Source organism: Mesorhizobium sp. LMG 17147, from assembly GCF_024297145.1.
Taxonomy (GTDB): domain Bacteria; phylum Pseudomonadota; class Alphaproteobacteria; order Rhizobiales; family Rhizobiaceae; genus Mesorhizobium.
The window spans coordinates 305,804-332,159 of sequence record NZ_JANCTC010000005.1; the positions used below are offsets into that span (position 1 = coordinate 305,804).

General features: G+C 63.4%; 29 protein-coding genes and 1 pseudogene. 20 read left to right on the plus strand and 10 right to left on the minus strand.

What is annotated here, in order from left to right:
* Positions 1–89 precede the first annotated feature (89 nt).
* The 6 genes from hrcA (at position 90) to NMG46_RS12910 (ending at position 5,500) form a co-directional block, all read left to right on the plus strand.
* Complete coding sequence (gene hrcA / locus NMG46_RS12885) at positions 90–1,202, plus strand: heat-inducible transcriptional repressor HrcA (RefSeq protein WP_254818004.1); 1,113 nt, start codon at positions 90–92, stop codon at positions 1,200–1,202.
* A 33-nt stretch (positions 1,203–1,235) separates the two neighbouring features.
* On the plus strand, positions 1,236–1,433 hold the full coding sequence (locus NMG46_RS12890) for a hypothetical protein (protein WP_254818005.1): 198 nt from the start codon (positions 1,236–1,238) through the stop codon (positions 1,431–1,433).
* Positions 1,434–1,533: 100 nt separating this feature from the next.
* The gene (locus NMG46_RS12895) at positions 1,534–2,889 is read left to right on the plus strand and encodes a sorbosone dehydrogenase family protein (RefSeq protein ID WP_254818006.1); all 1,356 of its coding nucleotides are present in this window, start codon (positions 1,534–1,536) and stop codon (positions 2,887–2,889) included.
* 87 nt (positions 2,890–2,976) lie between these two features.
* Complete coding sequence (locus NMG46_RS12900) at positions 2,977–3,594, plus strand: LysE family translocator (protein ID WP_254818007.1); 618 nt, start codon at positions 2,977–2,979, stop codon at positions 3,592–3,594.
* A 162-nt stretch (positions 3,595–3,756) separates the two neighbouring features.
* Positions 3,757–4,737, plus strand: a complete 981-nt coding sequence (gene cysK / locus NMG46_RS12905; RefSeq protein ID WP_254818008.1) for a cysteine synthase A — start codon at positions 3,757–3,759, stop codon at positions 4,735–4,737.
* Between the two features lie 139 nt (positions 4,738–4,876).
* A complete protein-coding gene (locus NMG46_RS12910) occupies positions 4,877–5,500 on the plus strand; it encodes a glutathione S-transferase family protein (protein WP_254818009.1) in 624 nt (207 codons plus the stop codon).
* A 15-nt stretch (positions 5,501–5,515) separates the two neighbouring features.
* Here NMG46_RS12910 and NMG46_RS12915 read toward each other — a convergent pair whose 3' ends face one another.
* A complete protein-coding gene (locus tag NMG46_RS12915) occupies positions 5,516–6,772 on the minus strand; it encodes an RNA polymerase sigma factor (RefSeq protein ID WP_254818010.1) in 1,257 nt (418 codons plus the stop codon).
* Positions 6,772–7,143 carry a YciI family protein gene (locus NMG46_RS12920; protein ID WP_254818011.1) on the minus strand — a complete coding sequence of 124 codons (372 nt, stop codon included), beginning with the start codon at positions 7,141–7,143 and terminating at the stop codon, positions 6,772–6,774. Before NMG46_RS12920 ends, NMG46_RS12915 begins: the two co-directional genes overlap by 1 nt.
* 237 nt (positions 7,144–7,380) lie before the next feature.
* Between NMG46_RS12920 and NMG46_RS12925 the strand changes: the two genes are divergently transcribed.
* The 3 genes from NMG46_RS12925 (at position 7,381) to NMG46_RS12935 (ending at position 10,880) form a co-directional block, all read left to right on the plus strand.
* A complete protein-coding gene (locus NMG46_RS12925; protein WP_254818012.1) occupies positions 7,381–8,340 on the plus strand; it encodes a TAXI family TRAP transporter solute-binding subunit in 960 nt (319 codons plus the stop codon).
* 63 nt (positions 8,341–8,403) lie between these two features.
* Complete coding sequence (locus NMG46_RS12930) at positions 8,404–10,500, plus strand: TRAP transporter permease (RefSeq protein WP_254818013.1); 2,097 nt, start codon at positions 8,404–8,406, stop codon at positions 10,498–10,500.
* A complete protein-coding gene (locus NMG46_RS12935) occupies positions 10,497–10,880 on the plus strand; it encodes a DUF1850 domain-containing protein (protein WP_254818014.1) in 384 nt (127 codons plus the stop codon). Before NMG46_RS12930 ends, NMG46_RS12935 begins: the two co-directional genes overlap by 4 nt.
* 44 nt (positions 10,881–10,924) lie before the next feature.
* Here NMG46_RS12935 and NMG46_RS29895 read toward each other — a convergent pair.
* Together NMG46_RS29895 and NMG46_RS12940 are read right to left on the minus strand one after the other, a co-directional pair.
* Positions 10,925–10,993, minus strand: a pseudogene (locus NMG46_RS29895) (hypothetical protein); the annotation flags it as partial.
* A gap of 232 nt (positions 10,994–11,225) precedes the next feature.
* Positions 11,226–11,372: a hypothetical protein gene (locus NMG46_RS12940; RefSeq protein WP_254818015.1), complete on the minus strand. Its 147-nt coding sequence runs from the start codon at positions 11,370–11,372 to the stop codon at positions 11,226–11,228.
* A gap of 408 nt (positions 11,373–11,780) precedes the next feature.
* On the opposite strand from NMG46_RS12940, the gene NMG46_RS12945 reads away from it, so the two are divergent.
* The 3 genes from NMG46_RS12945 to ligD all read left to right on the plus strand — a co-directional run bounded on the left by NMG46_RS12945 (position 11,781) and on the right by ligD (position 15,794).
* On the plus strand, positions 11,781–12,287 hold the full coding sequence (locus NMG46_RS12945) for a ferritin-like domain-containing protein (protein WP_254818016.1): 507 nt from the start codon (positions 11,781–11,783) through the stop codon (positions 12,285–12,287).
* Between the two features lie 144 nt (positions 12,288–12,431).
* Positions 12,432–13,283 (plus strand): Ku protein, encoded by an 852-nt coding sequence (locus NMG46_RS12950; RefSeq protein ID WP_254818017.1) that lies wholly within the window; start codon positions 12,432–12,434, stop codon positions 13,281–13,283.
* A 9-nt stretch (positions 13,284–13,292) separates the two neighbouring features.
* On the plus strand, positions 13,293–15,794 hold the full coding sequence (gene ligD, locus NMG46_RS12955; RefSeq protein ID WP_254818018.1) for a DNA ligase D: 2,502 nt from the start codon (positions 13,293–13,295) through the stop codon (positions 15,792–15,794).
* A 123-nt stretch (positions 15,795–15,917) separates the two neighbouring features.
* Here ligD and NMG46_RS12960 read toward each other — a convergent pair whose 3' ends face one another.
* Complete coding sequence (locus NMG46_RS12960; RefSeq protein ID WP_254818019.1) at positions 15,918–16,592, minus strand: helix-turn-helix transcriptional regulator; 675 nt, start codon at positions 16,590–16,592, stop codon at positions 15,918–15,920.
* A gap of 68 nt (positions 16,593–16,660) precedes the next feature.
* Here NMG46_RS12960 and NMG46_RS12965 point away from each other — a divergent pair, with 68 nt between their 5' ends.
* The 3 genes from NMG46_RS12965 to NMG46_RS12975 all read left to right on the plus strand — a co-directional run bounded on the left by NMG46_RS12965 (position 16,661) and on the right by NMG46_RS12975 (position 17,647).
* Entirely contained in the window at positions 16,661–16,876 is a 216-nt protein-coding gene (locus NMG46_RS12965; RefSeq protein WP_254818020.1) for a DUF1127 domain-containing protein, read from the plus strand.
* Positions 16,877–16,973: 97 nt separating this feature from the next.
* Entirely contained in the window at positions 16,974–17,306 is a 333-nt protein-coding gene (locus tag NMG46_RS12970; RefSeq protein WP_254818021.1) for an NIPSNAP family protein, read from the plus strand.
* Positions 17,303–17,647: an antibiotic biosynthesis monooxygenase gene (locus NMG46_RS12975; RefSeq protein ID WP_254818022.1), complete on the plus strand. Its 345-nt coding sequence runs from the start codon at positions 17,303–17,305 to the stop codon at positions 17,645–17,647. Before NMG46_RS12970 ends, NMG46_RS12975 begins: the two co-directional genes overlap by 4 nt.
* A gap of 6 nt (positions 17,648–17,653) precedes the next feature.
* On the opposite strand, the gene mbfA is transcribed toward NMG46_RS12975, so the two are convergent.
* The gene (gene mbfA, locus NMG46_RS12980; protein ID WP_254818023.1) at positions 17,654–18,637 is read right to left on the minus strand and encodes an iron exporter MbfA; all 984 of its coding nucleotides are present in this window, start codon (positions 18,635–18,637) and stop codon (positions 17,654–17,656) included.
* A 180-nt stretch (positions 18,638–18,817) separates the two neighbouring features.
* Between mbfA and NMG46_RS12985 the strand changes: the two genes are divergently transcribed.
* The 3 genes from NMG46_RS12985 to NMG46_RS12995 all read left to right on the plus strand — a co-directional run bounded on the left by NMG46_RS12985 (position 18,818) and on the right by NMG46_RS12995 (position 21,061).
* The gene (locus NMG46_RS12985; RefSeq protein ID WP_254818024.1) at positions 18,818–19,135 is read left to right on the plus strand and encodes a hypothetical protein; all 318 of its coding nucleotides are present in this window, start codon (positions 18,818–18,820) and stop codon (positions 19,133–19,135) included.
* 202 nt (positions 19,136–19,337) lie between these two features.
* Positions 19,338–20,315 carry a threonine/serine dehydratase gene (locus NMG46_RS12990; RefSeq protein ID WP_254818025.1) on the plus strand — a complete coding sequence of 326 codons (978 nt, stop codon included), beginning with the start codon at positions 19,338–19,340 and terminating at the stop codon, positions 20,313–20,315.
* A 92-nt stretch (positions 20,316–20,407) separates the two neighbouring features.
* Positions 20,408–21,061 (plus strand): glutathione S-transferase family protein, encoded by a 654-nt coding sequence (locus tag NMG46_RS12995; protein WP_254818026.1) that lies wholly within the window; start codon positions 20,408–20,410, stop codon positions 21,059–21,061.
* Positions 21,062–21,096: 35 nt separating this feature from the next.
* Here the strand turns inward: NMG46_RS12995 and NMG46_RS13000 are convergent, their stop codons facing one another.
* The 4 genes from NMG46_RS13000 to NMG46_RS13015 are packed head-to-tail and all read right to left on the minus strand — an operon-like array spanning position 21,097 to position 24,825.
* Complete coding sequence (locus NMG46_RS13000) at positions 21,097–22,233, minus strand: ABC transporter permease (protein WP_023679006.1); 1,137 nt, start codon at positions 22,231–22,233, stop codon at positions 21,097–21,099.
* Positions 22,234–22,241: 8 nt separating this feature from the next.
* The gene (locus NMG46_RS13005) at positions 22,242–23,162 is read right to left on the minus strand and encodes an ABC transporter ATP-binding protein (protein WP_254818027.1); all 921 of its coding nucleotides are present in this window, start codon (positions 23,160–23,162) and stop codon (positions 22,242–22,244) included.
* Positions 23,159–24,112: an HlyD family secretion protein gene (locus NMG46_RS13010; RefSeq protein WP_254818028.1), complete on the minus strand. Its 954-nt coding sequence runs from the start codon at positions 24,110–24,112 to the stop codon at positions 23,159–23,161. The genes NMG46_RS13005 and NMG46_RS13010 overlap by 4 nt, the downstream gene beginning before the upstream one ends.
* Complete coding sequence (locus NMG46_RS13015; RefSeq protein ID WP_254818081.1) at positions 24,109–24,825, minus strand: CerR family C-terminal domain-containing protein; 717 nt, start codon at positions 24,823–24,825, stop codon at positions 24,109–24,111. The genes NMG46_RS13010 and NMG46_RS13015 overlap by 4 nt, the downstream gene beginning before the upstream one ends.
* Before the next feature lie 88 nt (positions 24,826–24,913).
* Between NMG46_RS13015 and NMG46_RS13020 the strand changes: the two genes are divergently transcribed.
* Both NMG46_RS13020 and NMG46_RS13025 read left to right on the plus strand, forming a co-directional pair.
* Positions 24,914–25,387: a CYTH domain-containing protein gene (locus NMG46_RS13020; protein WP_254818029.1), complete on the plus strand. Its 474-nt coding sequence runs from the start codon at positions 24,914–24,916 to the stop codon at positions 25,385–25,387.
* Complete coding sequence (locus NMG46_RS13025) at positions 25,384–26,328, plus strand: CHAD domain-containing protein (RefSeq protein ID WP_254818030.1); 945 nt, start codon at positions 25,384–25,386, stop codon at positions 26,326–26,328. The genes NMG46_RS13020 and NMG46_RS13025 overlap by 4 nt, the downstream gene beginning before the upstream one ends.
* Positions 26,329–26,356 lie beyond the last annotated feature (28 nt).

Consider the following 26,356-nt stretch of genomic DNA (forward strand, 5'->3'; position numbering starts at 1 on the left):
CGCACGGGGCGTGAGGCGCAAAGGAAAATGGACCGGTTGCGCCGACGCCGCGGAAGTCTATATCTTCGGACCGGAGGTTTTTGGCTCGAATGACCAAGGTAGTCGATCCCGGTTCGCAGTCGCCAGTGCTCTCGTCGCCGGCACTTCAACCGCCCGCGCTTCAATCGCTCGATATGCGTTCGCGCGACATCTTCCGGCGCATCGTCGATTCCTATTTGAGGGATGGCGAGCCGGTCGGTTCGCGCAGCCTGTCGCGCATCCTGCCCTCATCGCTGTCGCCGGCCACCATCCGCAACGTGATGAGCGACCTCGAGCATCTCGGCCTGATCTATGCGCCGCACATCTCGGCTGGCCGGCTGCCGACCCAGGCCGGCTTGCGCTTCTTCGTCGATGCATTCATGGAACTCGGCGACCTCTCCGACGAGGAGCGCCGCACCATCGAGGCGCAGGTGCGCGCCTCCGGCTCGGGCGCGACGCTGGAGCATATGCTGACCGAGGCCAGCCAGATGCTGTCCGGCATGTCGCGCGGCGCCGGCCTCGTGCTCGCCGCCAAAAATGAGGCGGCGCTGAAGCACATCGAATTCATCCAGCTCGAGCCGACCAAGGCGCTGGCCGTGCTGGTCTCGCAGAACGGCGACGTCGAAAATCGCGTCATCGATCTGCCCGCCGGCATCACCGTCTCGCAATTGCACGAAGCCTCCAACTTCCTCAACGCCCATATCCGCGGCCGCACCCTGGCCGAGGCCCGGGTCGAAATCGCCCGCATCAAGGAAGAGACCAGGGCAGCCCTCGACACGCTGTCGCAGGATCTGGTCGAGAAGGGCCTGGCGGTCTGGGCAGGCGCCGAAAGCGGGGTGCCTGGGCGGCTTATCGTGCGCGGCCGCGCCAATCTCCTGGAAAACGTCACCGCCCAGGCCGACATAGAATTGCTGCGGCATCTGTTCGAGGATCTGGAGACGCAGGATGGGCTGATCCAGCTCCTCGACCTCGCCGAGGAAGGCCCGGGGGTGCGCATATTCATCGGTTCGGAAAACAAGCTGTTTTCGCTGTCGGGCTCCTCGCTGGTGGTGGCACCCTATCGCGACAAGGACGCGCGCGTCGTCGGTGCGCTCGGCGTCATCGGGCCGACGCGGCTGAATTATGCGCGCATAGTACCGATGGTCGACTATACCGCGCAGCTGATTTCGCGCATGCTGCGCTAGGAGCCGCCGCGGCCTGCCGCAAGGAGAAAAAGAATGGCGCTGGAATCGTTCAAGGCCCAGATCAGCCTGCTGCTCGAGGAAATGGTCAATCAGCCTGAGGATCAGCACGAGGTGCAAGAGCAGTTGCGTGAGAAGCTGCAAGAGATGCGGGCCATGGGCCTGCCGCTGCCGGCCGATCTGGTCGCGCTGGAAAAGCGCCTCGACGACGACTTCTACGCCTCTGGCAACTGAACGGGGTTCGGCTTCAAATCCTCGTGTGCTGGACCACCGCTTGGAACGACCAATGCCTGATCCCGTTTGCCCTCTTCGAGGCAAACCTCGGAGGACGTTAATGATCCGATCTGGCGGCTTTGCGGCCGTTGCCGCTGCCCTCCTTGTCGCGACACCGGCAGCCGCCCAGCAGGCGGATCAAAAGGTGCTCAAAGGCGAAGCCGCTTTTGGCGATTGGCACGCCGACAGGCCTGGCGTCCGCCGCCTGATCGGGCCGCAAGACATGCCGGCAGCCGACCCCGCTCAATCCGCTTCGAACGGCGGCGGCGTGGCGGAACGGCCCGAAAGCGCCGAGCCAGAATTGCCGCCGGGCTTTTCGGCCGAAAGGATCGCCTCCGGACTCTATAATCCGCGCGTCGTTCGCGTCGCTCCGAACGGCGACCTGTTCATCGCAAACGGCCATGCCGACCAAATACGCGTCTACCGTCTGGCCGAGGGCCGCGCCAAACCCATCGAGAAAGCGATTTTCGCCCAAGGCCTCAACTATCCATACGGCATCGCCTTCTATCCGCCAGGCGGCAAGCCGCAATGGGTCTATGTCGCAAACAGCGACAGCATCGTCCGCTTCCCCTATCGCGACGGTGACCTGAAGGCGTCCGGTAAACCGGAAACCATTGTCGCCAAAATCCCGTCGGGCGGTCACTCGACCCGCGACATCGCCTTCTCGCTTGACGGCAAAACGCTTTTTTTATCGGTTGGCTCGGACTCGAATGTCGCCGAGGACATGGACAAGCAGCCGGATGGCGGCCTTGACGCCTGGGCGAAATCAAAGCCGCTCGGGGCGGCCTGGGGCCCCGAGGAAGGCCGTGCCGATGTGCTCGCCTTTGACCCGGACGGGAAAAATCCCCGAACTGTCGCCACCGGCCTGCGCAACTGTACGGGCATGACGGTGCAGCCCGCCAGCGGCGCGTTGTGGTGCGTCGTCAACGAGCGCGACGAGCTCGGCGACAATGTGCCGTTCGAGTTTGCAACTGAAGTCAAGGACGGTGCGTTCTATGGTTGGCCTTGGTACTACATCGGCAACCACGAGGATCCGCGCCATCAGGGCGAGCGGCCAGACCTCGCCGGCAAGGCCACTGTCCCCGACGTGTTGATGCAGGCGCATTCGGCGCCAATGAACATAGCCTTCTACGACGGCAAGAACTTTCCGGCGGATTACCGGGGTGATGCTTTCGTCACCATGCATGGTTCGTGGAACCGTGGCGCCAGGACCGGCTACAAGGTCGTGAGGCTCAAATTCAGGGATGGCAAGCCGACCGGCGAGTATGAGGACTTCATGACCGGCTTCGTCATCTCGAACGACGCCGTCTGGGGCCGCCCGGTCGGTGTCGCCATGGCCAAGGACGGCTCCCTGATCGTCACCGAGGACGGTAACGGCACCATCTGGCGCGTTACCTACGAAGACGGCCGCTCCTGAGCGGCGGCGTCGCCTGCTGCGCTGGCGCAATAGAATTCGGCCCGAGGGAATTCACCCAACTTCAACATTGTGCGACAAGCGCGAACCATGACGCTCACCGGGTTCCTCGCCTATAGCGCCGCCCTCGGCATCGCCGCAGCCATCCCCGGCCCAGGCGTCACCGCGCTTGTTGCGCGTGCGCTGGGTTCCGGCTTCCGCTCGTCGCTGGCCATGTCGTTCGGGCTGATGCTCGGCGACCTGACCTATTTAACTGCCGTGGTGCTCGGCCTGGCTTTCGTCGCACAGACGTTCGGCATGATCTTCCTGGCCATCAAATGGCTGGGCGTCGCCTACCTCGCTTTTCTTGGCTGGCGTTTCTGGACGAGCGGCATCACGCCCGAAACGGTAGAGGCGAAGAAAGGCAAAGGCGGCTTGGCATCCAGCTTTGTAGCCGGTCTCGCCGTCACACTCGGCAATCCGAAGACGATGATCTTCTATCTCGCCATCACCCCGACCATCGTCGATCTGAAGACGATCACGCTGGCCGATTACGGCATCCTGGTCGCGCTCACTATCGTCGTTCTACTCGTGGTACTGGTGCCCTATCTGGCGCTGGCGGCCAAGGCGCGCTGGTTCCTGAAGTCGCCGCGGGCGCTGAGGGCACTCAACCGCACCGCCGCCGGCTTCATGGTCGGTGCGGCGGCGGCAATTGCCGCCCGCCAGTAGATCTCTTCGCCAATCCGCCCAACGATTGTCACGCCCTGCAAGGCGCCGGTATTCAGCACGAACGTCACTCGGATATTTTTCGAACGTGCCTATCTTGCGCGGTGGATGGCTCTATCCTATGCCCGCCCGGCTCTTGCCGCTTGACCTCTGGGAGGAAAACCAATGAACAAGCCCGCCACCCACACACACGTGCCCGGCCGCGGCCGCATCTACAATTCGATCACCGAGACGATCGGCGACACGCCGCTGGTGCGGCTGGATAAATTCGCCAGGGAGAAGGGTGTCGTCGCCAACCTGCTGGCCAAGCTCGAATTCTTCAACCCGATCGCCTCGGTCAAGGACCGCATCGGCGTGTCGATGATCGAGGCATTGGAGGCTTCGGGCAGGATTACGCCCGGCAAGACCACGCTGATCGAGCCGACCTCGGGCAATACCGGCATCGCGCTCGCCTTTGCCGCCGCCGCCAAGGGCTACAAGCTGATCCTGACGATGCCGGAAACCATGTCCGTCGAACGCCGCAAGATGCTGGCGCTGCTCGGTGCCGAGCTGGTGCTGACCGAAGGGCCGAAAGGAATGAAGGGCGCCATCGCCAAGGCGGACGAGCTGGCGGCAACACTGCCCGACGCCGTCATTCCGCAGCAATTCGAAAACCCCGCCAATCCGGAAATCCATCGCCGCACCACGGCCGAGGAAATCTGGAACGACACCCATGGCGAAGTCGATATCTTCGTTGCCGGCATCGGGACCGGCGGCACCATCACCGGCGTCGGCCAGGTGCTGAAGAAGCGCAAGCCCTCGGTGCATGTCGTCGCCGTCGAACCGGAAGCCTCGCCGGTGCTGTCGGGCGGCCAGCCAGGCCCGCACAAGATCCAGGGCATTGGCGCCGGCTTCGCGCCAAAAATCCTCGACACGACGATCTACGACGAGATCGTCAAGGTCTCGAACGAGGATTCGGTTGCCAATGCACGGCTCGTCGCTCGGCTCGAAGGTGTGCCGGTCGGCATTTCGTCGGGTGCCGCCCTGCAAGCGGCGATCGTCGTCGGCTCGCGGCCCGAGAACAAGGGCAAGACTCTCGTCGTCGTCATCCCCTCCTTCGCCGAGCGCTATCTCTCGACTATCCTGTTCGAGGGATTGGGGACTTAGAGTCTGGACACGAGAGTGTTTGACCGGTTATAGCGATCCTTCGCGCTGCCCCTCCGGCATCAAACATTCTGTATCGACGCTTCGGCGTGGACCGCTGAAAAACCACCAAATCGTCGCTGCCCGGCAGGTGGAGGACTTCATGTATAAGCTCTATACGCGTGCCAATACCGGCGGCTTTGTCGTCGAGGCGGCGCTCGCTTTGGCAGGCGTGCCTTTCCACCAGGTCGACGTTCCGAAGGGCCGCCTCGATCAGGCCTTTCTTGATATCAGCCCCTTGAACCAGGTGCCGGTGCTGATCTTGCCGGACGGACGCTCGATGACCGAATCCCCGGCGATCTGCATCCTGCTGGCCGAGCGCCACCCGGAAGCAGGACTGGCGCCCGCGGCAAGTTCGCCTGACCGTGCGGATTTCCTGCGCTGGATGTTTTTCATGTCCTCCGTCATCTATCCAGCCAACCTGCGGTTCTTCTACGCGCATCGCTACACGGCCGACGCCGCTGGCGTGGACGCCCTCAAACAGGCGGCGGTCTCGGAAATGGATCGCAGCTTCGCCATTCTCGATGCCGCCCTCGACGGCCGCGACTGGCTGGCCGGCGACCAACTCTCGCTGGCCGACATCTATCTCGTCATGTTGGTGGCCTGGCATCCGGAGGTCGCGAAGGTTCCAACCGCTTGGCCGAACATCGCACGCCTGTGGGCCAATTTGCGGGAACATCGGGTGATAAAGAGGCTGATTGCTTCCCACGACATGTGGCCGGCCTGAGCACTCCGCCTTGTCTCAGTATTTTTCCGCGCGGCCGAGCTCTGCCCGTCGTTCCTGCAAGAACCGGCGCACGGCTGGATCGCGTTCGAGGCCGATAGCCCGGTCATAGGCCTCGCTCGCTTGCGGAACTTTGCCGAGTCTGGCCAGCAGGCCCGCGCGGGCGGCCCAGTAAGGTTGATAGTCATACAGCCGCTTGTCGCCGCTGAGTTGATCAAGGGCGTCCAATCCTGCCGAAGCACCTTCGGCCTCGGCAATGGCTACCGCACGGTTGATCGAAACCACCGGCGAGCCGGCAATCACCGACAGCGCGTTATAGAGCTCCTTGATCGCGACCCAGTCGGTGCCGCCGGTCAGCCGTCTTGTCGCATGGGCGGACTGCACGGCGGCCTCAAGCTGGTAGCGGCCGACAACGCCCTTGGCCGCAGCGCGCCCGAGCAGCGTCTCCGCTTCATCGATCAGCGTATCGTCCCACAGTGCAAGATCCTGCTCGGCCAGCGGCACATAATCGCCCGCCGCATTGCGCCGCGCCGCGCGCCGCGCTTCGGCGAACAGCATCAGCGCCAAAAGGCCGAGCGCCTCCGGCTCGTCCGGCATCAGCGTGGCCATCAGACGGCCGAGCCAGATGGCTTCGGTCGCGAGGTTGCGGCGCCGCGTTTCGGTGCCGGCCGGGTCGGACCAGCCTTCGGCAAACGCCGCGTAGATTGCTTCCAGAACGGTGCCCAGCCGCTCGCCGAGTTCGGCCCGCTCCGGCACGCGGAACGGAATGCCTGTCTCGCGAATTCGTGTCTTGGCGCGCACCAGGCGCTGGCTCATCGTGGCTGGCGAGACAAGGAAAGCCGAGGCGATCGTCGGTGCGTCGAAGCCCAGGACCGTCTGCAGGATCAGCGGCGCGCGGACGCCGGCCTCGATCGCCGGATGGGCGCAGGCAAACATCAGCCGGAGCCGCTCGTCCGGCAGGTCTTCGTCGACCATGCGTGCCTCCATCTCCTCGGCGATCAGCCTAAGGTGGTCGCGGGCCGCCTCGCTTGTCAGTCGTCGTCTGACCGCGTCGACGCGGCGCTTGCGTGCCACCGCCAGCAGCCAGGCTTCCGGCTTGTCGGGCACGCCCGCCTGTGGCCAACGCTCGAGCGCCGCTGCAAAGGCATCTGCCAAGGCGTCCTCGGCAGCGGCCACGTCGCGTGTGCGCGCGGCGAGATACGCGACCAGCTTGCCGTAGCTTTGCCGGGCGGCCGCTTCCGCCGCCGCCCGCGCGATCTCCGGACGACTGTCCATCACACGGACTGGGATGGGTACTCGGTCATTTCCCAGATCGGCCGCACCTCGATCGTGCCGGTGCTGGCACCCGGGCAGCGAGCCGCCCAGGCAATTGCTGCGTCGGCGTCCTCAGCCTCGATCATGTAGAAGCCGGCGAGCTGCTCCTTGGTGTCGGCATAGGGACCGTCGAGCACATTGGTCTTGCCGTTGGCCATCCGCACCGTGGTGGCGGTCTGGGTCGGCTTCAACCGGTCGCCGGCCAGCCACGCTCCGGATTTCTTCAACGCCTCGGTATAGGCTCCATAGGCTGCACTGATTTCGTAGGTCTTCTCCGTCGGCGCGGCCGCCATCGCGGCTTCGTTCGCATAGATCAAAAGCATGTATCGCATGGTCTTCTCCCGTTTTTCTCGAAGGCCGCTCCGTTGCGGGCCGAACGTATGTCGCGCGGCCTCGCCCGATTTCGACAGGCGCTGCAAAAATCTTTCGGCTCCCATGGCATTTCACGCAAGCTCAACCGTTCGTCTAATGGCGACAATTGCGGGTTGGCATTTCCCGTCCGCTCTCTAAACTCGTCCCGGATCGCGCTGACGAGGAGAGTGCGGCAGATACTTCAGGGAGGAAACGGAATGCTCAATTTCAGGACGAAGTTCGTTGCCGCCGGCGCGATAGCGCTGTCGCTTGGCCTTGGCGCGGTATCGGTCAAGGCACAGGAATTCATCAACGTGCTGACCGGCGGCACGTCGGGCGTCTACTATCCGCTCGGCGTGGCGCTGTCGGAAATCTACGGCAAGGGCATCGAAGGTGCGCGCACCCAGGTGCAGGCGACGAAAGCGTCGGTCGAAAACCTCAACCTGCTGCAGCAGGGCAAGGGCGAGATCGCCTTTGCGCTCGGCGATTCCGTCAAGCTGGCCGCCGAAGGCAACACCGAAGCAGGCTTCCCAGGCAAGCTCGACAAGCTGCGCGGCATTGCGGCCATCTATCCCAATTATATCCAGATCGTCGCCAGCAAGGAATCCGGCATCAAGACGCTCGCCGATCTCAAGGGCAAGAGCCTTTCGGTCGGCGCGCCGGCCTCAGGCACCGAGCTCAACGCCCGCACCATTTTCGCCGCTGCCGGGCTGAAATACGAAGACCTCGGGCGGATCGAATATCTGCCCTTTGCCGAATCCGTAGAGTTGATCAAGAACCGCCAGCTCGACGCCACGCTGCAGTCGGCGGGCCTTGGGGTCGCATCGATCCGTGACCTCGCCACCTCGGTGCCGGTAAACATCGTTGCCGTGCCGGCGGAGGACGTCGCCAAGATCGGCTCGCCCTATCTTTCCGTGGTCATCCCCAAGGGCACCTATGAGGGCCAGACCGAGGATGTTGCGACCGCCGCCGTCGGCAATTTCCTGATCACCAGCGCCGATGTCCCTGACGAGACCGCCTACCAGATGACCAAATTGCTGTTCGAGCATCTCGACCAGCTCACCGCTGCCCACGCCGCCGCCAAGGCGATCGACCCCGCCAAGGCGCTCGACGGCATGCCGGTGCCGCTGCATCCAGGCGCCGAGAGGTACTACAAGGAAAAGGGATTGGTGAAGTAAGGAGCCTCGCCTCGCTCCGCACCCTCCCTCGGGGAGGGGAGCGCCCCGCCAGGAACCCCGCCAATGACCGCAACCCCGACCGTTCTTTCCCCCACAGCGGAAGCTCCTGTCGAAGGATTGCCGCCGGGCTTCGGCGAAGGCATCGCCGGCAAGGCGGCTTTTCTCATCGCCATCGCCTTCTCCATCTTCCAGATCTACATCGCCGCCTATGGCAGCCTGCCGAGCCAGGTCGTACGCGCCATGCATGTCGGCTTCCTGCTGCTGCTCGGCTTTGCCCTAATCGCCAATCTGCGCGCCAAAAGCGTCCCGGCGAAAGCAGTGTTCTGGACGCTCGGCGTGCTCGGCTTCGCCACCGGTCTGTACAATTGGGTGTTCTATGCCGACCTCATCCGCCGCTCCGGCTTTCTCACCACGCCTGACCTGATCGTCGGCGCGGTGCTGGTCGTGCTGGTCTTCGAGGCGGCGCGGCGGTTGATGGGGCTGCCGCTCGCCGTCATTGCCCTCATCTTTCTCGCCTACGCATTTGTCGGCAATCATCTGCCGCCGCCTTTCATCCATCGCGGCTATGATTTCGCCCAGCTCGTCGACACCTTCGCCTATGGCACCGAAGGCATCTACGGCACGCCGATCTATGTTTCGGCCGCCTACATCTTCATCTTCGTCGTCTTCGCCGCCTTTCTTGAGCGCGCCGGCATGATCGCGCTGTTCAACGATTTTGCGCTTGGCCTGGTCGGCTCATGGCGCGGAGGTCCGGCACAGGTCTGTGTGCTGTCCTCGGCGCTGATGGGCACCATTTCCGGCTCCGGCGTCGCCAATGTGGTGGCCAGCGGCCAGTTCACCATCCCGCTGATGAAGCGCTTCGGTTTCCGCTCGGCTTTCGCCGGCGCCGTCGAGGCGACCTCGTCGATGGGCGGCCAGATCATGCCGCCGGTGATGGGAGCGGTTGCCTTTATCATGGCCGAGACCCTGAACATCCCCTATGCCGCGGTGGTCAAGGCGGCGATCATCCCGGCGCTGCTCTATTTCGGCGCCTGTTTCTGGCAGGTGCACCTGGAGGCAGGCAAGGCCGGCCTGCACGGCATGGCCAAGGCCGACCTGCCCAATCCGTGGGATGCGGTGAGACAGCACTGGCCGCTGGTACTGCCGCTCGCAGCACTGATCTACCTGCTGTTTGCCGGCTACACACCGGTGTTCGCCGGCACCATGGGCCTCGCGTTGACCATCGTGCTCATCCTCGGCACGCCGCTGGCAGCATCGATCGGGCCGCTCGCCTTCCGCATCGTCTTCTGGCTGGCGCTCGGGCTTGCCGCGGCTTCCTTCATGAAATTCGGCGTCGACATCCTCAGCCTGGTCATCGCCGTGCTGGTCGTCGCCTGCCTCGCGTTCAAGGGCGGGCGCGAGACGCTGCGCATATGCATCGATTCCCTTGCGGAGGGAGCAAAGAACGCGCTGCCGGTCGGCATTGCCTGCGCCATCGTCGGCATCGTCATCGGCACGTTGACGCTTACCGGCATCGCCTCGACCTTCATCGGCTGGATCATCTCGATCGGCGAGAACAATCTGTTCCTGTCGCTGCTTTTGACCATGCTCACCTGCCTGGTGCTCGGCATGGGCATACCGACCATTCCCAATTACATCATCACTTCGTCGCTGGCCGGGCCGGCGCTGCTGTCGCTCGGCGTGCCGTTGGTGGTCAGCCATATGTTCGTCTTCTATTTCGGCATCATGGCCGATCTCACCCCGCCTGTGGCGCTGGCCGCCTTCGCCGCCGCACCCATGGCCAAGGAAAGCGGTCTCAAGATCGGCATCCAGGCCACCAAGCTTGCCATTGCCGGCTTCGTAGTGCCGTTCATGGCGGTCTATACCCCGGCGCTGATGCTGCAGGACCCCGGCCCGATCGCCGCCCAGTTCGGCTATCCCGTCGAGGTCGCCTATATCGTCATCAAAGCCTGCATGGGCATAGTCCTGTGGGGCGCCGCTGCCGTCGGATTTCTGGCCCGGCGCATGGCCTGGTGGGAACGCCTCATCGCCTTCGCCGCCGGCGTGCTGCTGGTTGCGGCGCTGCCGCTTACCGACGAGGCGGGCTGGGCGCTGTCCCTTGCCTGGATCGGCTGGCACTGCTGGCGTGCGCGGCAGGCTTCGCTGGCCAACTCGGCATGAGCCTCTGCATCGCCGCGGCCGGCAAGACGGTGACGCTCGCGGTCGCTGCCTTCACGCTCTCCTGGCTGCATTCGGTGGAGAAGACCCAGTGGCAGGAAGACTGGAAGGTGCTGCCGTCCGGCCTGCAGCTGGTCGAGGCCCGCATCAAGGGATCGGGCGCCGGGATGGAGCCGCCGCAAGGCTCGGTGCTGAGAAACGGCTGGTGGGTCTATGCGCCCAAGGTCGGGCCACAGCGGCGCCTCGTGCTCGCCGCGTCGGGCGCTACGGGTCAGGGTTGGACGCTGTGCACGGCGCAGGACTGCCGCGAACTGGCTAAGCTGGCAGGCGACACGATCTCGCTGGAGCCGTGCGGGCCGGAGGGCTCCAGCCAGCCGCGGTAGCAGGCGATCATGCCGGCAAGTGGATGCGAGATCTCGACGTGGAAGCGGAAGCGGCCATCCTCCACCGTTTCGTAGGAAGTCGAGCGTGGACCGAGCCACATCGGCAGCGGCATTCTGGCGGCTCAGGAGAATGGTTCGGCTTGACGATCACGTGACGCCCGGCAGCTGGTGTCAGGCGACACTAGACCTGCCGGCGGCTGGATCAAAGCCCGGACTGCTGAAGGCTTGGCGTTGTCGCACGCCGTCTGTCGGTCAGCGCAGGGCGCTCGGCGCGATAGGTCGTTGACCGATTGTCGGCGTCGGGCCGGCATATCCGGCTGTCGTGACGGCTCTCCATGCTCATCATCAGTGCACGCTGATCCCAAGCGTGTTGCCACGGCGCGCGCAGGCGGGGCCTGGGCCGCGCATGTAATAGCGCTCGGGCCGATAGGTCGGTGCGACGAATTCGCGGATGGCGGCAGCATAGCCGGCGATGTGATTCCAGAAGCTCATTTTACTCGGTCCCTGTCCCGTTTCGGATGTCCCTTCCGAATTGCGGGGATCATAGCGTCCAGGCGTGAATAGTCGGTGAACGCGATGTTAATCTCTGGTCGAAAATGCCTTCGTTCATGGCTGGAATGCGGCTGATTCGCGGTGTTTCCATGCAGTCCGTCGGCATTTCGCCCAGTGTGACTTTTGCATCACATATGTTTCGCCTGAATGTCGCGGAGGCGCGATTTTGTTTCAGCTTTTTGCTGGACCGCGAAATTTCCGTGCACGCGGCCGGAAAACCAGGAACCCGCCCGTCAGCCGCACGTTGATTTCCCAGTGCCGGGACGAACCGGTTCCGCAGGCTGTGGTGCTCGGGTTGGGCCGCAGCCAAAAATCCGAAACTGCAAGAGCAATGGAAAGGCAAAGGCCATGGGCTTCTTTTCGAAGGATATCAAAACACTCGATGACCTGTTCGTGCACACGCTGCGCGACATCTATTACGCTGAAAAACAGATCGAGAAATCGCTGCCGAAGATGATCGACAAGGCGAGTGATCCGCAGCTGAAAGCCGGCTTTGAGAAACATCTCGCCCAGACCAAGGGTCATATCCAGCGTGTCGAGCAGGTGTTCGAACTGCACGGCGTGAAGGCCAAGCAGGTCGACTGCCCGGCCATCGACGGCATTCTCGAAGAGGCCGACGACATCAGCGGCGACATCGCCGACAAGGAGGTCCTCGACGCTGCGCTGATCGCCTCGGCCCAGGCGGTCGAGCATTATGAGATGACCCGTTACGGCACCTTGATTGCCTGGGCCAAGCAACTGGGCCGCAGCGACTGCGCCAATGTGCTGGCCAACAATCTCAAGGAGGAGCAGGCGACCGACCGCAAGCTTACCGAGATAGCCGAAAGCAAGATCAACCTGCAGGCCGCCGAGTAGGGCAGCGATAGAGAATTGAGTTCGAGGCAAGGCCGGGCTGAAAGCCCGGACTTGCCTTTTTGCGCCGCCGGAACCGGAACGGGCTTTGGCCGTTCTCGGTTGAACGCCGTTATCGGTTGAACCTTGTCGCGCAGGGAGTTTGTCATGGCGCCGCGCCCCGCCTGGAGAGGATATCTCAAGCTTTCGCTGGTCACTTGCGCCGTCGAACTGACCAATGTCGTCACCCAGGCGGAGAAAGTCTCGTTCCGCGTGCTCAACCGCAAGACCGGCAATACCGTCAAGCGCGTCTATGTCGATTCGGCCAACGGCAAGCCGCTCGATGAAGGCGACGAGATCAAGGGCTACGAGATCGGCGACGGCGACTTCGTCCAAATCGAGGAGGAGGAGATCGAAGCCGTGCAGATTGAATCCTCGCACACGATGAGCCTCGATGGTTTTATCGAAAAATCCTCGATCCAGCAGATCTATCTCGATACGCCCTATTATGTGACGCCTGCGGACGAGGTCTCGGAAGAGGCCTTCGCCGTCATCCGCGACGCCATGGCCGCCAGGAAGACGGCGGGGCTGGCCCGTATCGTGCTCTATCGCCGCGAACGTCCGGCGGTCATCGAGCCGTTGGGCAAGGGTCTGTTGCTGACGACGCTGCGCTATGGCGATACGGTTCGCAGGCCCGAGATGGTGTTCGGCGACATCAAGCCGGTGAAGACCGACGCCGAAATGATCAGGCTGGCCGAACACATCGTCGATGAGAAACAGGCGAAGTTCGATCCTTCCGAATTCGAGGACAAATACGAAAACGCCCTGATCGAGCTGGTCCGCGCCAAGAAGGCCGGCAGGAAGGCACCGAAGACAAAGGCGGAACCACGGCCCTCCAACGTCGTCAATCTCTTCGATGCACTGAAGAAGAGCCTTTCGTCGGAAGCCGGTGCGCCGGCAAAGACCGGACGCCCGGCAAAGGGCGCCAAGTCCAAAGCCGCTCGGCGCAAATCTGCTTAGGATCTGACCATGGTCAGCCTCGAGCAGTATCACGCCAAGCGCAATTTCAAGAAGACCACCGAACCGGCCGGCAAGGTTTCGCGCGGCAAGAAAGCCGAGCCAGGTGGCATCTTCGTCATCCACAAGCATGCCGCCACCAGGCTCCACTACGACCTTCGTCTCGAGCATGGCGGCGTGCTGTGGAGCTGGGCAGTGACGCGGGGCCCGAGCCTCGACCCGCACGAAAAGCGGCTCGCCGTGCATGTCGAGGACCACCCGATCGACTATGCGCCGTTTGAAGGCACTATCCCGAAGGACCAATATGGCGGCGGCTCGGTCATTGTCTGGGACGAGGGAACTTGGGTCCCCGATGGCGACCCGGCAAAAGCGATGAAGAAAGGCCATATCAGTTTCGAACTGCATGGCCACAAATTGCATGGCGCCTGGCATCTGGTGCGGCTGAAGCCGCGTCCGGGCGAAAAGCGTGACAACTGGTTGCTGATCAAATCCGACGATGCCGCCGCGCGTCCGGGCGAGGACATTTTGCAGGAGGCGCCGCAATCGGTGAAATCCGGCCTGACCATCGAGGAGGTTGGCGAAGGCAAGACCGCCGATGGCAAGAAGCCAAGCGTCTGGCAGTCCGACAGGCCGGCCGCCAGCAAAGCGAAGGCCGTCGCCGCAAGGCGGCTCGAATTCATCGAACCGGCGCTCGCAACGCTGGAGCGGGACGCCCCGCCCGGCAAGGACTGGCTGCATGAGGTGAAGTTCGACGGCTATCGCATGCAGGCGCAGCTTGCCGGCACCGAGGTGCGGCTTTTGACACGCGCCGGCCTCGACTGGACCGACAAATTCGGTGGCGCAATTGTCGCGGCACTTGGCCGCCTGAAATGCACCGATGCTATCATCGACGGCGAAATCGTCGTGCTGGCGGATAATGGCGTGTCGTCATTCTCGCTGCTGCAGCAAGATCTGTCGGCGGGCCGCACGGATCGCTTCATCTACTACGTTTTCGACCTGCTGCGTCTTAACGGTGAGGATATCCGTTCCGAGCCGCTGGTCGAGCGCAAGGAAAGGCTGCGCACTTTGCTCGCCGGACAGACTGAGGATCAGGCCGTGCGCTTCAGCGACCACTTTGCCGAGCCCGGCAAGATCATGCTGGAGCATGCTTGCCGGCTGGGGCTCGAAGGCGTCGTCTCCAAGCGCGCCGACGCGCCCTACCGCAGCGGCCGGGTCCCGTCCTGGGTGAAGTCGAAATGTACGGCGCGCCAGGAATTCGTCATCGGCGGCTACATGCCGTCGGACAAGACCGGGCGCGGCCTGCGCTCGCTGCTGGTCGGCTATCACGAGGGCGGCAAGCTGCGCTATGCCGGCCGCGTCGGCACCGGCTTCACGGCCAAAAGCACCAACGAGCTGAAGAAGAGGCTTGATGCGCTGAAGACGACAACCTCGCCCTTCGACAGGGCGGTGCCAAGGGGTAAGGGGCTGGTCTGGGTCAAGCCCGAACTTGTCGGCGAAGTGGAGTTTCGCAGTTGGACGTCGGACCGTATAATACGCCACGCGTCGTTCCAGGGATTGCGCGAGGACAAGCCGGCGGAGGAAGTCGTGCAGGAGAAACCGAAAGCACGCTCAGCCCCGGCAGAGTCGAAGCCAAAGCCCGCCAAACCCGTGGCCACGGCGAAAACCTCGGTTACGCTGTCCCGCCCCGACAAGCTTCTGTGGCCCGAGGAGAACGTATCGAAGCAGGATCTGGTCGATCACTACGCGCTGGTCTGGCCGCGCATGAAGCAATTCGTCATCAACCGGCCGCTCAGCCTCGTGCGGGCGCCGGACGGTGTTGGCGGCCAACGGTTCTTCCAGAAGCATGCCTCGGCCGGCATGCACGACAAGATCGCCGTGATGAAGGATCCCACCGACGGCGAGGAGATATTGTTCATCCGCGATTTCGACGGTGTCGTGGCCCTCGTTCAACTTGGCGTCGTCGAGATCCACATCTGGGGATCGACCACGGACGAGCTGGAAAAACCAGACCAGATCATCTTCGATCTCGATCCCGACGAGGGTGTCGACGTGAAGGCGGTGCTTGCCGCGGCGCTCGACATCCGCAGCCGGCTCGACGAACTGTCCCTGCCTAATTTCGTCAAGACCTCGGGCGGCAAGGGCTATCATGTCCTCGTCCCGCTGAAGCCGTCGGCGGACTGGGACGAGGTCAAAGGCTTCGCCCATGAGTTCGCCCGAGCGCTCGAGCAAGCCGCACCCGACCGCTACACGGCGACGTTGTCGAAGAAGGCGCGCACCGGCAGGATATTTGTCGATTATCTGCGCAATGGCCGTGGCGCGACCACGGTCGCGCCCTATTCGTCGCGCGCCAAGAAAGGCGCCACTGTATCAATGCCGGTGACCTGGGCGGAAATCGAGGCCGGATTGCCGCCGAACGCCTTTCCGATCGGCGACAAGACGACGCTGAAGCGGCTTGGGCAAGCCGATCCCTGGGAGGATTTTTTCAAGCAGGCCAAGCCGCTCAAGCGCGGCTAGAGCAATTCCAGGAAAAGTGTGTGGAACGATTTTCCGTCCGGAATTGCGTCAAAACAACAAAGATAGAGCGGTTCGGCGTTTCCGTGGAGACGACGGGCCGTTCTGGCGCGTCGAAGCGAGCCGTCAGGCGAGAAACGTCTTCTCGAATGCCTGCTTGCCTGTCGGCGAGAAGATCACCGCACGGCTGTCCTTCTCGCGCCGCGCCCATTTCTCGGCGAGGATCTTATCGAGAATGGCGGCGCCCAGCGTGCCGGCGAGGTGCGAACGCCGCACGCTCCAGTCGAGGCAGGCCCGGCACACCGGTCGCCGCGCCTTGCCCTCGACATCGATGCCGATCGCGGCGAAATGCGAGGCGGCCGACGGCCCAAGCCGGATCTCCTCATCATTGCGCAGGAGCACTTGTCGAGCGACGAGACGGTCCAGCATCGCCACCGCCTGCTCGCCGGCGAGGTGGTCGTAGCAGACCCGCGCCACGCGCATGGCGGCGTCGCGTGGGCCAGGCCGCACTCGTTGCGGCCCGACCGCGGCGGCAACACCGGTGATCGCCTCGATCATGCCTGCCACCTGCGGGCCGGCGAGGCCGTAGTAGCGATGCCGTCCCTGGCTTGCCAGCGTCAGCAGCCCGCCTTCCATCAGCTTCGACAGATGGGAACTCGCTGTCGGAAGCGACACGCCGGCCTCGAGTGCCAGTTCACTCGCCGTCAGTGCCGTGCCGCCCATCAGTGCGGACAGCATGTTTGCCCGCGCCGGATCGCCCACCAGGCTGGCAATGCGGGCTATGTCAGGTCCTTCGCGCATGGTTCGTTCCTCATCGAAGCATCCTCGTCAGACAAGCACTAATCTCCATGCAAATCAAGGAGACGACAATGCCTGCAAGGACCATTCTCGGCGCCGCGCCTGCTCGCCGGCCGTTCCCGTTCATTGTCTTGCGCCGCTTGCGGCTGCGGCTCCTGAAACGGTGGTACGACCGTCATTTGCAGCGTCTCGACCTCGCCGAGATCGACGATCATCTGCTGCGTGACCTTGGCCTGACACCCGAAGACGTCCGCCGCGAATGCGCGAAATCCTTCTGGCAAACCTGACCGGCCAGCGAATTTGCCTAGCATATCGATCTTCGGAACGTTTCGACCCGGCTCGAACTGTGACCGCCAGAAAACATCCACCGCCAAGGAGGCGAAAATGACCATCACCTGCTTCATCCGCTACGAGATCGATCCGTTCGGCAAGGCGGCGTTCGAGGAATATGCACGCAATTGGGGGCAGGCGATCCCGCGCTGCGGCGCCGATCTGATCGGCTATTTCGCGCCGCACGAAGGCTCGGCCACCAGGGCTTATGCCGCCTATAACATCGACAGTCTTGCGGCCTACGAAGCCTACCGCGCCCGGCTCGCCGCCGATCCCGCCGGCAAGGCGAATTACGAGTTCGCCCGGCGGGAAAAATTTATCCTGAAGGAGGACCGCATCTTCCTCAAGCTGGCCTCCGGGCCACATGCTTCTTTGGTGAAGCCATGATCGCCGTCATCTTCGAGGTCGAGCCGGCGGCGGGCATGCGCGATGCCTATCTCGGCATCGCCGCCGATCTGCGCCCACTGCTCGACGGCATCGACGGTTTCCTGTCGATCGAGCGCTTCCAGAGCCTTGCCGATCCGAACCGCATCCTGTCGCTGTCCTTCTGGCGCGACGAGGATGCGGTGAAGGCCTGGCGCAACACGCAGGAACATCGGCAGGCGCAGAGGGCTGGGCGCGGCGGCATCTTTGCCGGCTACCGTTTGCGCATCGCCCATGTCATGCGCGATTACGGCCTGACCGAACGCGCCGAGGCGCCAGCAGACAGCCGGGCGGTGAATGGGTAGCGACTGCTATGCATTCCCGATCAGCACCCCTGCCGCAAACACCAGCGCGCCGCCCAGCACCACCTGGAAGGCGGCGCGCCAGAATGGCGTCTGCATGTAGCGGTTCTGTACGAAGGCGATGGTCCAAAGTTCGAAGAACACCACGACCGCGGCGACGATCGTCGCCGTCCAGAAAAGCGGGATGAGATAGGGCAGCGCGTGCCCGAGCCCGCCCAGCGTCGTCATGACGCCGACGGTCAGCCCGCGTTTTACCGGCGAGCCGCGGCCGGATAGCTTGCCGTCGTCGGAGGCCACTTCGGTGAATCCCATCGAGATACCGGCGCCGATCGAGGCGGCAAGCCCGACCAGAAAGGTCTGGAACGTGTCGTGTGTGGCAAAGGCCGCGGCAAAGATCGGCGCCAGCGTCGACACCGAGCCATCCATCAGCCCGGCCAGCCCGGGCTGCACGTAAGTCAGGATGAACTGACGTTGCTCGGCTGCCGCCTCTTCGTCCTTGACCGCGCCCGATATATGCTTTTGCTCCAGCCGCTGCGCCAGTGTCTCGTGGCCCTGTTCGGCCACCGCCAGATCGTCGAGCAACTTTCTCGTCGAGGCATCGCCTGTGCGTTTGGCCGCCTCGATATAGAACAGGTAGGCCTGCCGCTCCATGGCCTCGGCTTGGCTGCGCACATGATCGATACCGAGCGGCCTCACCAGCCAGTCCGGCTTGCGCTCGTAATAACCCTTCACATGCTCGCGCCGGATCAGCGGTATGCGCTCGCCGAAACGCTTGCGGTAAAGCTCGATCAGCGCGTCGCGATGGCCGTCCTCTTCCTCCGCCATCTCCTCGAACACTTTGGCCGATTGCGGAAAGCTTTCCGCCAGCCCGTCGGCATAGGCGCGATAGATGCGCCCGTCATCCTCCTCGGAGGAGATTGCGAGCGCCAGGATCTCCTGCTCCGAGAGAGATTCAAACGGACGGCGGCCGAAGCCGAAAACGCGGGAAAGCATGAGAAATTCACCCCAGTTTAGAATAGTTCTAAACTAGAGCTTCGCACATCCTCGGTCAATCGCGCCCGCTCCATTCATCTGCTCAAAAGTATCGACGTCGAAACCGAACGAGGCACCGTTTGCTATCGGCGAACGTTCACCTATATAATCGAATCCGAACCAAGAGAAAGGAACCCGCAGATGCCGGAGCAACAGCAGCCGTTTGACCCCAAGCCGGTTCTCGACCTGATCGCTAACATCGAGGCGGACTTGCAGCGCCTGAAAGGGCTGGTCGAGCAGCAGGTCGAAAAATTCGATCCCGCCAATCCGCACAACAAAGCTCCCGACGGCAAGTTGACCGAAGAGGGCGTCGAGTGCTGCTATCGCCTGTTCGACGAGGGTAAGTCGCGCTATTCGGTTGCTCAGCAGATGAAGATCTCCTTCGCTGCTGCCACCCATCGCTTCAACACCTGGCGCAAGATGGGCGGCCCCAAACGGCAAAAGACGCTGTTGGGATGAGGAGCGGCCGGCAATGCCGGGTCAGGCAACGATTTGTCGATTGAAGTGACGAATGCATAGCGGAGGGTGGAGGCGGCGGTGGGTGACAGTCACGCCCCACTCCTGCCTCCAAGTCGAATTGTAACGGTCACATTTTTTCATTGGTGCGCGGCCTCCCTTTCCGTGCACCATAGGCGGTCTCATTTCTTGCAGGACCCCAGCCATGACCATCCCTCCCGGCATCGCCGATATTCACAGCGCAGCAGCGCGATTGTCCGGACTGATCGTCGAAACGCCGCTGATCGAATCGCCGGAGTTGAACAAGCGCTTCGGCGCCAGGATCCTGTTCAAGCCGGAGACGTTGCAGCGCACCGGCTCGTTCAAGTTCCGCGGTGCATATAACAAGCTCTCCTCGCTCTCGGCGGAAGAACGCGCCCGCGGCATCGTCGCCTTCTCGTCGGGTAATCACGCGCAAGGCGTTGCCGCCGCAGCGGCGATGTTCGGCGTCAAGGCCATCATCGCCATGCCTGCCGATGCGCCGGCGATGAAAGTCGGCAATGTCAGGAAGATGGGCGCCGAAGTGATCACCTTCGACCGGGTCCGTGACGATCGCACTGCCGTTGTCCGTTCTTACGTGGAAAAGGGCATGGTCCTGGTGCCGCCCTACGACGATCCGGCCATCATCGCCGGCCAGGGCACGATCGGCCTCGAATTGATGCGCCAAGCAAAAGCGCTTGGCGTCAGCCTCGATGCGGTAGTGGTTCCCTGCGGCGGCGGCGGGTTGAGCAGCGGCATTTCGATCGCGGTCAAGGACGCCTCGCCGGACACCGCCGTCTGGGCCGTGGAACCCGAGCATTTCGACGACACACGCCGCTCGCTGATCCAAGGCGCCAGGGTGTCGAACGCGCCCGGCCACACCTCGATCTGCGATGCCCTTCTCGTCGCCGAGCCGGGTGCCATCACTTTCGAGATCAACCGCAAGAACCTTGCCGGCGCCATCGCCGTTTCCGACCGGGCGGTGGCCCAGGCGATGCGCGACGCGATGGCTTGCCTGAAGCTGGTGGTCGAACCTGGCGGCTGCGTCGGTTTGGCCGCGCTGTCGTCAGGCGAGATCGACCTTACCGGGAAATGCGTGGCCGTGGTGCTGTCCGGCGGCAATGTCGATTTCAGCACCTATGCCGAGATCATTGCTGCCAGCTAAGATAGCAACCAGTTGCAGGTCATGTGCCGGTTCGAGGCGCTCGAGCCTCCGTTGCGTCCGGTCGAACCGGTCCCATTCAAGGACTGAGATCAATGAAACTGTTCTTCAGCCGCAATCCCAATCCTCGCCTCGCGGTCGCCGTGGCACGTTATCTCAATGCCAAGGTCGAGTTTGAATTCGCCTCCCCCTTCGCTCCGGGGCAGGCCGAGCGCTTTCGGCCGCTCAATCCAAATCTTTCATTGCCCATCCTTGTGGACTTGGGAAAAAGCCTCTGGGAGGCCGATGCCATAGCCTGCCGGCTTTCACGCGACACGCATTCGCATTTCTGGCGCGCCGGCGACGACGAGCCGGAGATGATCCGATGGCTGAGTTGGGGCAAAGAGAACTTCGCAAGAGCCTGCGATGTAGTTCATTTCGAACGCGGGACCAAACAGCGCTATGGGCTCGGCCCGATCGATCAGGCACGAGTTGAGGAGGGCCTGAGGGACTTCAGTACCGCCGCTGCAATACTTGATGCCGAGCTTTCCCAGCGAGAATGGCTGGTCGGAAATTCGGTTTCCTACGCCGACTTTCGAATGGCGACGTTTCTGCCCTTCAACGACGTCGCCCGACTGCCTCTCGATGATTATCCTTCTGTCGGCCGCTGGTATCGGCAGCTTGAAGAAATCGACGCCTGGCGCGATCCCTTCGAAGGGCTCAATGCACCTGAATTGACACCGGTCCCGGGCCAGGCCAAGGCCGTGTGATTTTCGATCATTTGCGCAAGCTGATTGCGTCGACCCTAATCCAGCGTCCGGCGGAACCGCACCAGCGCAATGCCGGCGAACAGCGCCACGAACACCACCAGCCAGCCGATCTCCGTTGCCACCGCCGGCAGCTCGGCGCCCTTCAGCATCACCGCGCGGATAATGCGCAGGAAATGCGTCAGCGGCAGCACTTCGCCGAAAACCTGCGCCCAGTCCGGCATGCCGCGATAGGGGAACATGAAGCCGGACAGCATGATCGACGGCAGGAAGAAGAAGAAGGTGAGCTGCAGGGCCTGCATCTGCGTGCGGGCGATCGTCGAAATCGTGTAGCCGAGCAGCACCAGCGCCAAGACGAAGATCAGGACCGCCGTCAACAGCAGCGACATAGATCCGGTGAAGGGTATGGCAAACAGAAGCTTCGAGGCCGCCAGCACCACCAGCACCTGCACGGCGCCGACCGCCAGATAGGGCAGCACCTTGCCCAGCATGATCTCGAGCGGGCTGGACGGCATCGCCAGAAGGTTCTCCATCGTGCCGCGCTCGGTCTCGCGCGTCAGCGCGATCGAGGTCATCATCACCATCGTCATCTGCAGGATGACGCCGAGCAGACCGGGCACGATGTTGTACTGCGAGACGGCTTCCGGATTGTAGCGCCGGTGCACCACCACCTGGAGCTGGCCCCGGGCAGCTTCGGCCGCCGTCTCCTGCATGCCGCGTGCCCTGAGCAGCGCCTGGTTGGCGACGGTGCCGAGCGTCGAGATGGCGCCGCTCGCGACGGCCGGGTCGGTTGCATCCGCCTCGATCAGGATCTGCGGGCTGTCGCCGCGCTCGACCCGTCGGGCAAAATCGGCGGGAATGGTGACGACGAAGGCGACATCGCCGCGCGCCATCAGGAATTCGGCTTCGGCGGCACTTTGCGCAACATGGTCGAAGCGGTAATAGCCGGTGGTCTGCAGCGCCGAAACCATGGCCCGCGTGTAAGGATCGCTGCTCATCGCCACCAGCGCTGCCGGCAGGCTCTTCGGATCGTTGTTGATGGCATAGCCGAACAGCACCAGCTGCATCAGCGGCACGCCGAGCATCATGGCGAAGGTGATGCGGTCGCGCCGCATCTGGATGAACTCCTTGATCAGCAGCGCGCCTAGCCTGGCGAAGGAAAAGATGCTGTTTATCCCGTTCTTCATCCCATGTTGTCCTTCGAACCGGACATGAACTGGATGAACACATCCTCCAGGCTGGTCTCGCCGGGCGATACGGTGACGCCCTTGTGCTCCTTCTCGACATCGGCGAGCGCTGCCTGAAGCGCCTTCCTGTCGGAACCGACGACATGCAGCGTCGCCCCGAACGGCGCCACCTGGTCGACGCCGGGGCGGCCATGAAGTGCGGCCGCGACCTGATCGAGCCGCGGCCCTTGCAGGACGAAGGTGGTCAGCCCGGCATTCCTCACCACGTCCTCGACCGTCCCAGTGGCCAGCATCTTGCCATAGGAGATGTAGCTGATGCGGTGGCAGCGCTCGGCTTCGTCCATGTAGTGGGTGGAGACCAGCACGGTCAGGCCGCCGCTCGCCAGCCGGTGGATCTCGTCCCAGAATTCGCGTCTGGCCTTCGGGTCGACGCCCGCCGTCGGCTCGTCGAGCAGCAGCAGTTTCGGCTTGTGCATGATGCAGGCGGCCAGCGCCAGCCGCTGCTTCCAGCCGCCGGACAGCGTACCAGCCAGCTGGTTCTTGCGCGATGTCAGGCCGAGTTCCTCAAGCGTCTTAGCCACATGCCCGTCGAGCGGCTTCAGCCGGTAAAGCCGTGCCACGAATTCGAGATTCTCGCCGATCGTGAGGTCTTCGTAGAACGAGAATCTCTGTGTCATGTAGCCGACTTCGCGCTTGATCCGCAGGCTGTCGGTGCGAATGTCGAAGCCCAGAACCGTGCCTTCGCCCTCATCCGGCGTCAGCAAGCCGCACATGATGCGGATGGTCGTCGTCTTGCCTGAGCCGTTCGGCCCGAGGAAGCCGACGATCTCGCCCTCGGCCACCGTCATCGTCACATGGTCGACGACGGTCTTGTCACCGAAGCGCTTGACCAGGCCGTGCACGTCGATGACGTTCATTTTCCGATGTCCGCCAGATCGACGTCGACGATCTGCCCGGGCTGCAATGCGCTGGCGTCGCCCTCCGGCCGCGCTTCGACCAGATAGACCAGCTTTTGCCGGGTCTCGAGCGAGTAGATCACCGGCGGCGTGAATTCCGGATCCGGTGACACGTAGCTGACGCGAGCCTTCACGCCCGCTCCGCAACCGTCGCAATGGACATTGAGCAGCGTGCCGACATCGACCGAGGAGAACGCGCTTTCCGGCACATAGACGCTGAGCTTCACCGCGCCATCCGGCAGTATGGAGATGACCGGCGCGGTCGGCCCGGCCGTGTCGCCTGGATAGCGGATGACATCGTTGACCCGGCCGGGCGAGGGCGCCGTCAGCACGCGCTTCGACAGTCGCCATTGCGCTTGCTCCAGCGCCGACTGCGCCTGCCTGACCTGATTGTCGGCGGCCTTGATCGTCTCGGGCCGGGCCGGCAGCCCGCCGACGGCGAGATTGGCCTCCGCCTGGCCGACCTGCGCGTTGGCCGTCTCCAGCGTCGCAGAAGCCGTGTCGTAGTCGGCCTGCGTGCCGGTGCCGCGTTTGAACAGATCGCTGGCGCGGATGTAACGGCGTTTGGCGTCGGCGGCTTGCGCCTTGGCCATGTCGACCTGCGCCTTGAGCACCGCAATCTCTTCCGGCCGCTTGCCGACCTGCAGGTCGGCAAGTTGCGCCTGGGCCTGCGCAAGGGCCGCCTCGGCTTGTGCGATGGCGATCTTGGCGTCGGCGTTTTCCAGCGTCACCACCGGCGTGCCGGGCGCGACGCGGTCGCCGCGCTTGACCGCAATCGTCTCGACCTGCGCCACTTCGATCGGCGCGAGCAGGACGTAGTCGCCCTCGACGTAGCCGACGGCGAGCGGTGCTGCCGGCGCGCAGGCGCTGAAAAGCTGGGCGGCAAGCGGCAAAGAACAGAGCAGGCTCATGATCCACGATCCTTCCGGACAGCCAAATCGCGCCGAGCTAAAATCGCGCTGAGATTGTCGGTTATTGTTGCCGCGATCTTGCCGGCCTCATCATCGCCGATCTTGCGCCAGTCCATCCGGCGCATAACCGCCTCGCGGCCGATGCGGAAATAGACGACCTGGCCGATCAGCGTGAATATGGTGAGTTTTGTGCGCTCGCTCTCGGCCGGCTCGCCCGTCGCCTGTTCCCAGATCAGGCAGAGCCGGTGATGCGCCGGTTCGAACACGCCGTCATAGATACGGTCGAGTGCCGCGGTTGGATGCGACAGCTCGCGCAGGACGAACTGTACAATCTCGCCGGCTTCCGGCCTTGCCGCGATGAAGGCGACCATGCGCTCCAGTGCGACGGCTAAATGTGCCCGCGCGGCCTCGGTGTCCGCCAATGCCGCGACCGGCGCCTGCAGATTGCCGATCGCCTGGCCGGCAACGGTCTGGATGGTGTCGACGATGTAGTCGGCTGCCGCGTTGCGGAGCCCTTCCTTGCCTCCAAAATGGTAGGCGATCGAGCCGATATTGGCCTTGGCCTCAGCCGCGATCTGGCGCGTCGACGTGCCGTCGAAACCCTGGCGTCCGAACAGCTTCAGCGCCGCGCGCACGAGTGCCGTCCGCGTCATATCTGCGGCGGTCTTGGGCGCCTCATGAGGAAGGCTGCTGGCGCTGGGCGATTTGATCATCATCGATAATTTAATCAATCGAATGATTAAAGTCAACTGCGATCAAGCGGCTTGCCAACTCTGGCCGTGCGCGCTCTAGTGCATGGCCATGGGCAAGGAAATCGAGCGTAAATTCCTGGTCTCAGGTGAGGAATGGCGGGCAATGGTCGAGGCGGACATTCATATCCGTCAATTCTACCTTGTCGCCGAACCCAGCCGTACGGTGCGTGTGCGCATCAGCAATGATGCCGCCGCCAAGCTGACGCTCAAGTTCGGCAGCCAGGCACGCCAGCGCGATGAATTCGAATATCCGGTGCCTTTGGCGGAGGCGCAGGAGATGCAGGCCTTTGCCATCGGACATGTCATCGAGAAGACACGCCATCATGTTAGACACCGCGGCTATCTCTACGAAGTCGATGTCTTCGGGGGGACGCTTGCGGGGTTGGTGATCGCCGAGCTCGAGACGCCGGAGGATGTACCGGACGAAATGCTGCCAGATTGGCTCGGCCGCGAAGTCACCGGCGAGCCGAGATTTTACAACGCGTCGCTCGCCCTTGGGGGGATTGCGGAGATCGTCGCATGAGCTTTCGTATCGATCCGCACATGTCGCTGACCGGCGAGGTCAGGCGCATCCTCGCCGAGGAGATCGGCAAGGCGCTTGTCCATCTGGACGCCGCGCGTGACAGGCCCGAGCAGGGGCTGCACAACTGTCGCAAACGGCTGAAGAACGTCCGCGCCTTGCTGCGCCTTGTCCGTTCCGGAGACGAAACATTCTGCGTGACTGAGAATGAATGCTACCGCCAGGTGGCGGCCCTGCTTGCCGGCCCGCGCGAGGCAACCGCACTGGTGGAAACAATCGACCGGCTAGCGGCAAGCTTTCCCGAGCAAAGTGCCGGCGGTGGCCTCGATGCCGTTCGCGACCGGCTCGTCGCGCGCCAGCATGAACTGCATGGCGGAGCAGGCCTCGATGCTGCGATAGGCGCGGCGATCGCCGCTTGCGAGCAAGGTGTCGGCCGGATCGACAAGCTCGCTCTGCCCGACCAGCCGGAGCAGGCTGCCGACGTGCTCGCCGAAGGCGCGCGCGCCACTTTGCGCCGCGCCAGGAAAGCGCTGGACAAGGCGGCTTCGCGCGGCGAAGCCGATGACTTTCACGACCTGCGCAAGGCGGCCAAGACGCATGGCATGCACCTGTCGCTGCTCGGCCGGCTGTGGCCGACGCCGATCAAGGCCCGGCGCAAGGCCGTCGATGAATTGGGCGAGCGGCTCGGCGAACTGCACGACGTGTTCGTCATGCGCGCGCTTCTCGATGCCGAGGACCAGCCGCTCGGTCCCCCTGAGGACACGCGGTTGCTTGCCAAGCTGCTGAAGCGCTCGGAAAAGAGCCTGAAAAAAACCTGCCTCGCCGAGGCGGCCCAGCTTTTCGGCGACAGTCCGAAGCGCTCGACAAGGAAGCTTGCCCGCAAGGTGCGCGACGACCTCACAGCGGTATCGCACGAAGACGCCGGCGCGCCTGGCGTGGGCTGATCATGGTGTAATTTGCCGCCCTGTGATA

Bases quoted from the DNA above. Each gene is read 5' to 3' on its own strand.
- NMG46_RS12970 (WP_254818021.1), top strand. From the start codon at position 16,974: ATGACCATCACCTGCTTCATCCGCTACGAGATCGATCCGTTCGGCAAG.
- NMG46_RS12990 (WP_254818025.1), top strand. From the start codon at position 19,338: ATGACCATCCCTCCCGGCATCGCCGATATTCACAGCGCAGCAGCGCGA.
- mbfA (WP_254818023.1), bottom strand. From the start codon at position 18,637: ATGCTTTCCCGCGTTTTCGGCTTCGGCCGCCGTCCGTTTGAATCTCTC.
- NMG46_RS12985 (WP_254818024.1), top strand. From the start codon at position 18,818: ATGCCGGAGCAACAGCAGCCGTTTGACCCCAAGCCGGTTCTCGACCTG.
- NMG46_RS13015 (WP_254818081.1), bottom strand. From the start codon at position 24,825: ATGATCAAATCGCCCAGCGCCAGCAGCCTTCCTCATGAGGCGCCCAAG.
- NMG46_RS12910 (WP_254818009.1), top strand. From the start codon at position 4,877: ATGTATAAGCTCTATACGCGTGCCAATACCGGCGGCTTTGTCGTCGAG.
- NMG46_RS12960 (WP_254818019.1), bottom strand. From the start codon at position 16,592: ATGCGCGAAGGACCTGACATAGCCCGCATTGCCAGCCTGGTGGGCGAT.
- NMG46_RS12930 (WP_254818013.1), top strand. From the start codon at position 8,404: ATGACCGCAACCCCGACCGTTCTTTCCCCCACAGCGGAAGCTCCTGTC.
- NMG46_RS12950 (WP_254818017.1), top strand. From the start codon at position 12,432: ATGGCGCCGCGCCCCGCCTGGAGAGGATATCTCAAGCTTTCGCTGGTC.
- hrcA (WP_254818004.1), top strand. From the start codon at position 90: ATGACCAAGGTAGTCGATCCCGGTTCGCAGTCGCCAGTGCTCTCGTCG.
- NMG46_RS12935 (WP_254818014.1), top strand. From the start codon at position 10,497: ATGAGCCTCTGCATCGCCGCGGCCGGCAAGACGGTGACGCTCGCGGTC.
- NMG46_RS13005 (WP_254818027.1), bottom strand. From the start codon at position 23,162: ATGAACGTCATCGACGTGCACGGCCTGGTCAAGCGCTTCGGTGACAAG.
- NMG46_RS12940 (WP_254818015.1), bottom strand. From the start codon at position 11,372: ATGAGCTTCTGGAATCACATCGCCGGCTATGCTGCCGCCATCCGCGAA.
- NMG46_RS12925 (WP_254818012.1), top strand. From the start codon at position 7,381: ATGCTCAATTTCAGGACGAAGTTCGTTGCCGCCGGCGCGATAGCGCTG.
- NMG46_RS13010 (WP_254818028.1), bottom strand. From the start codon at position 24,112: ATGAGCCTGCTCTGTTCTTTGCCGCTTGCCGCCCAGCTTTTCAGCGCC.
- cysK (WP_254818008.1), top strand. From the start codon at position 3,757: ATGAACAAGCCCGCCACCCACACACACGTGCCCGGCCGCGGCCGCATC.
- NMG46_RS12945 (WP_254818016.1), top strand. From the start codon at position 11,781: ATGGGCTTCTTTTCGAAGGATATCAAAACACTCGATGACCTGTTCGTG.
- NMG46_RS12995 (WP_254818026.1), top strand. From the start codon at position 20,408: ATGAAACTGTTCTTCAGCCGCAATCCCAATCCTCGCCTCGCGGTCGCC.
- NMG46_RS12900 (WP_254818007.1), top strand. From the start codon at position 2,977: ATGACGCTCACCGGGTTCCTCGCCTATAGCGCCGCCCTCGGCATCGCC.
- NMG46_RS13020 (WP_254818029.1), top strand. From the start codon at position 24,914: ATGGGCAAGGAAATCGAGCGTAAATTCCTGGTCTCAGGTGAGGAATGG.
- NMG46_RS12895 (WP_254818006.1), top strand. From the start codon at position 1,534: ATGATCCGATCTGGCGGCTTTGCGGCCGTTGCCGCTGCCCTCCTTGTC.
- NMG46_RS12920 (WP_254818011.1), bottom strand. From the start codon at position 7,143: ATGCGATACATGCTTTTGATCTATGCGAACGAAGCCGCGATGGCGGCC.
- ligD (WP_254818018.1), top strand. From the start codon at position 13,293: ATGGTCAGCCTCGAGCAGTATCACGCCAAGCGCAATTTCAAGAAGACC.
- NMG46_RS12975 (WP_254818022.1), top strand. From the start codon at position 17,303: ATGATCGCCGTCATCTTCGAGGTCGAGCCGGCGGCGGGCATGCGCGAT.
- NMG46_RS12965 (WP_254818020.1), top strand. From the start codon at position 16,661: ATGCCTGCAAGGACCATTCTCGGCGCCGCGCCTGCTCGCCGGCCGTTC.
- NMG46_RS13025 (WP_254818030.1), top strand. From the start codon at position 25,384: ATGAGCTTTCGTATCGATCCGCACATGTCGCTGACCGGCGAGGTCAGG.
- NMG46_RS12915 (WP_254818010.1), bottom strand. From the start codon at position 6,772: ATGGACAGTCGTCCGGAGATCGCGCGGGCGGCGGCGGAAGCGGCCGCC.
- NMG46_RS12890 (WP_254818005.1), top strand. From the start codon at position 1,236: ATGGCGCTGGAATCGTTCAAGGCCCAGATCAGCCTGCTGCTCGAGGAA.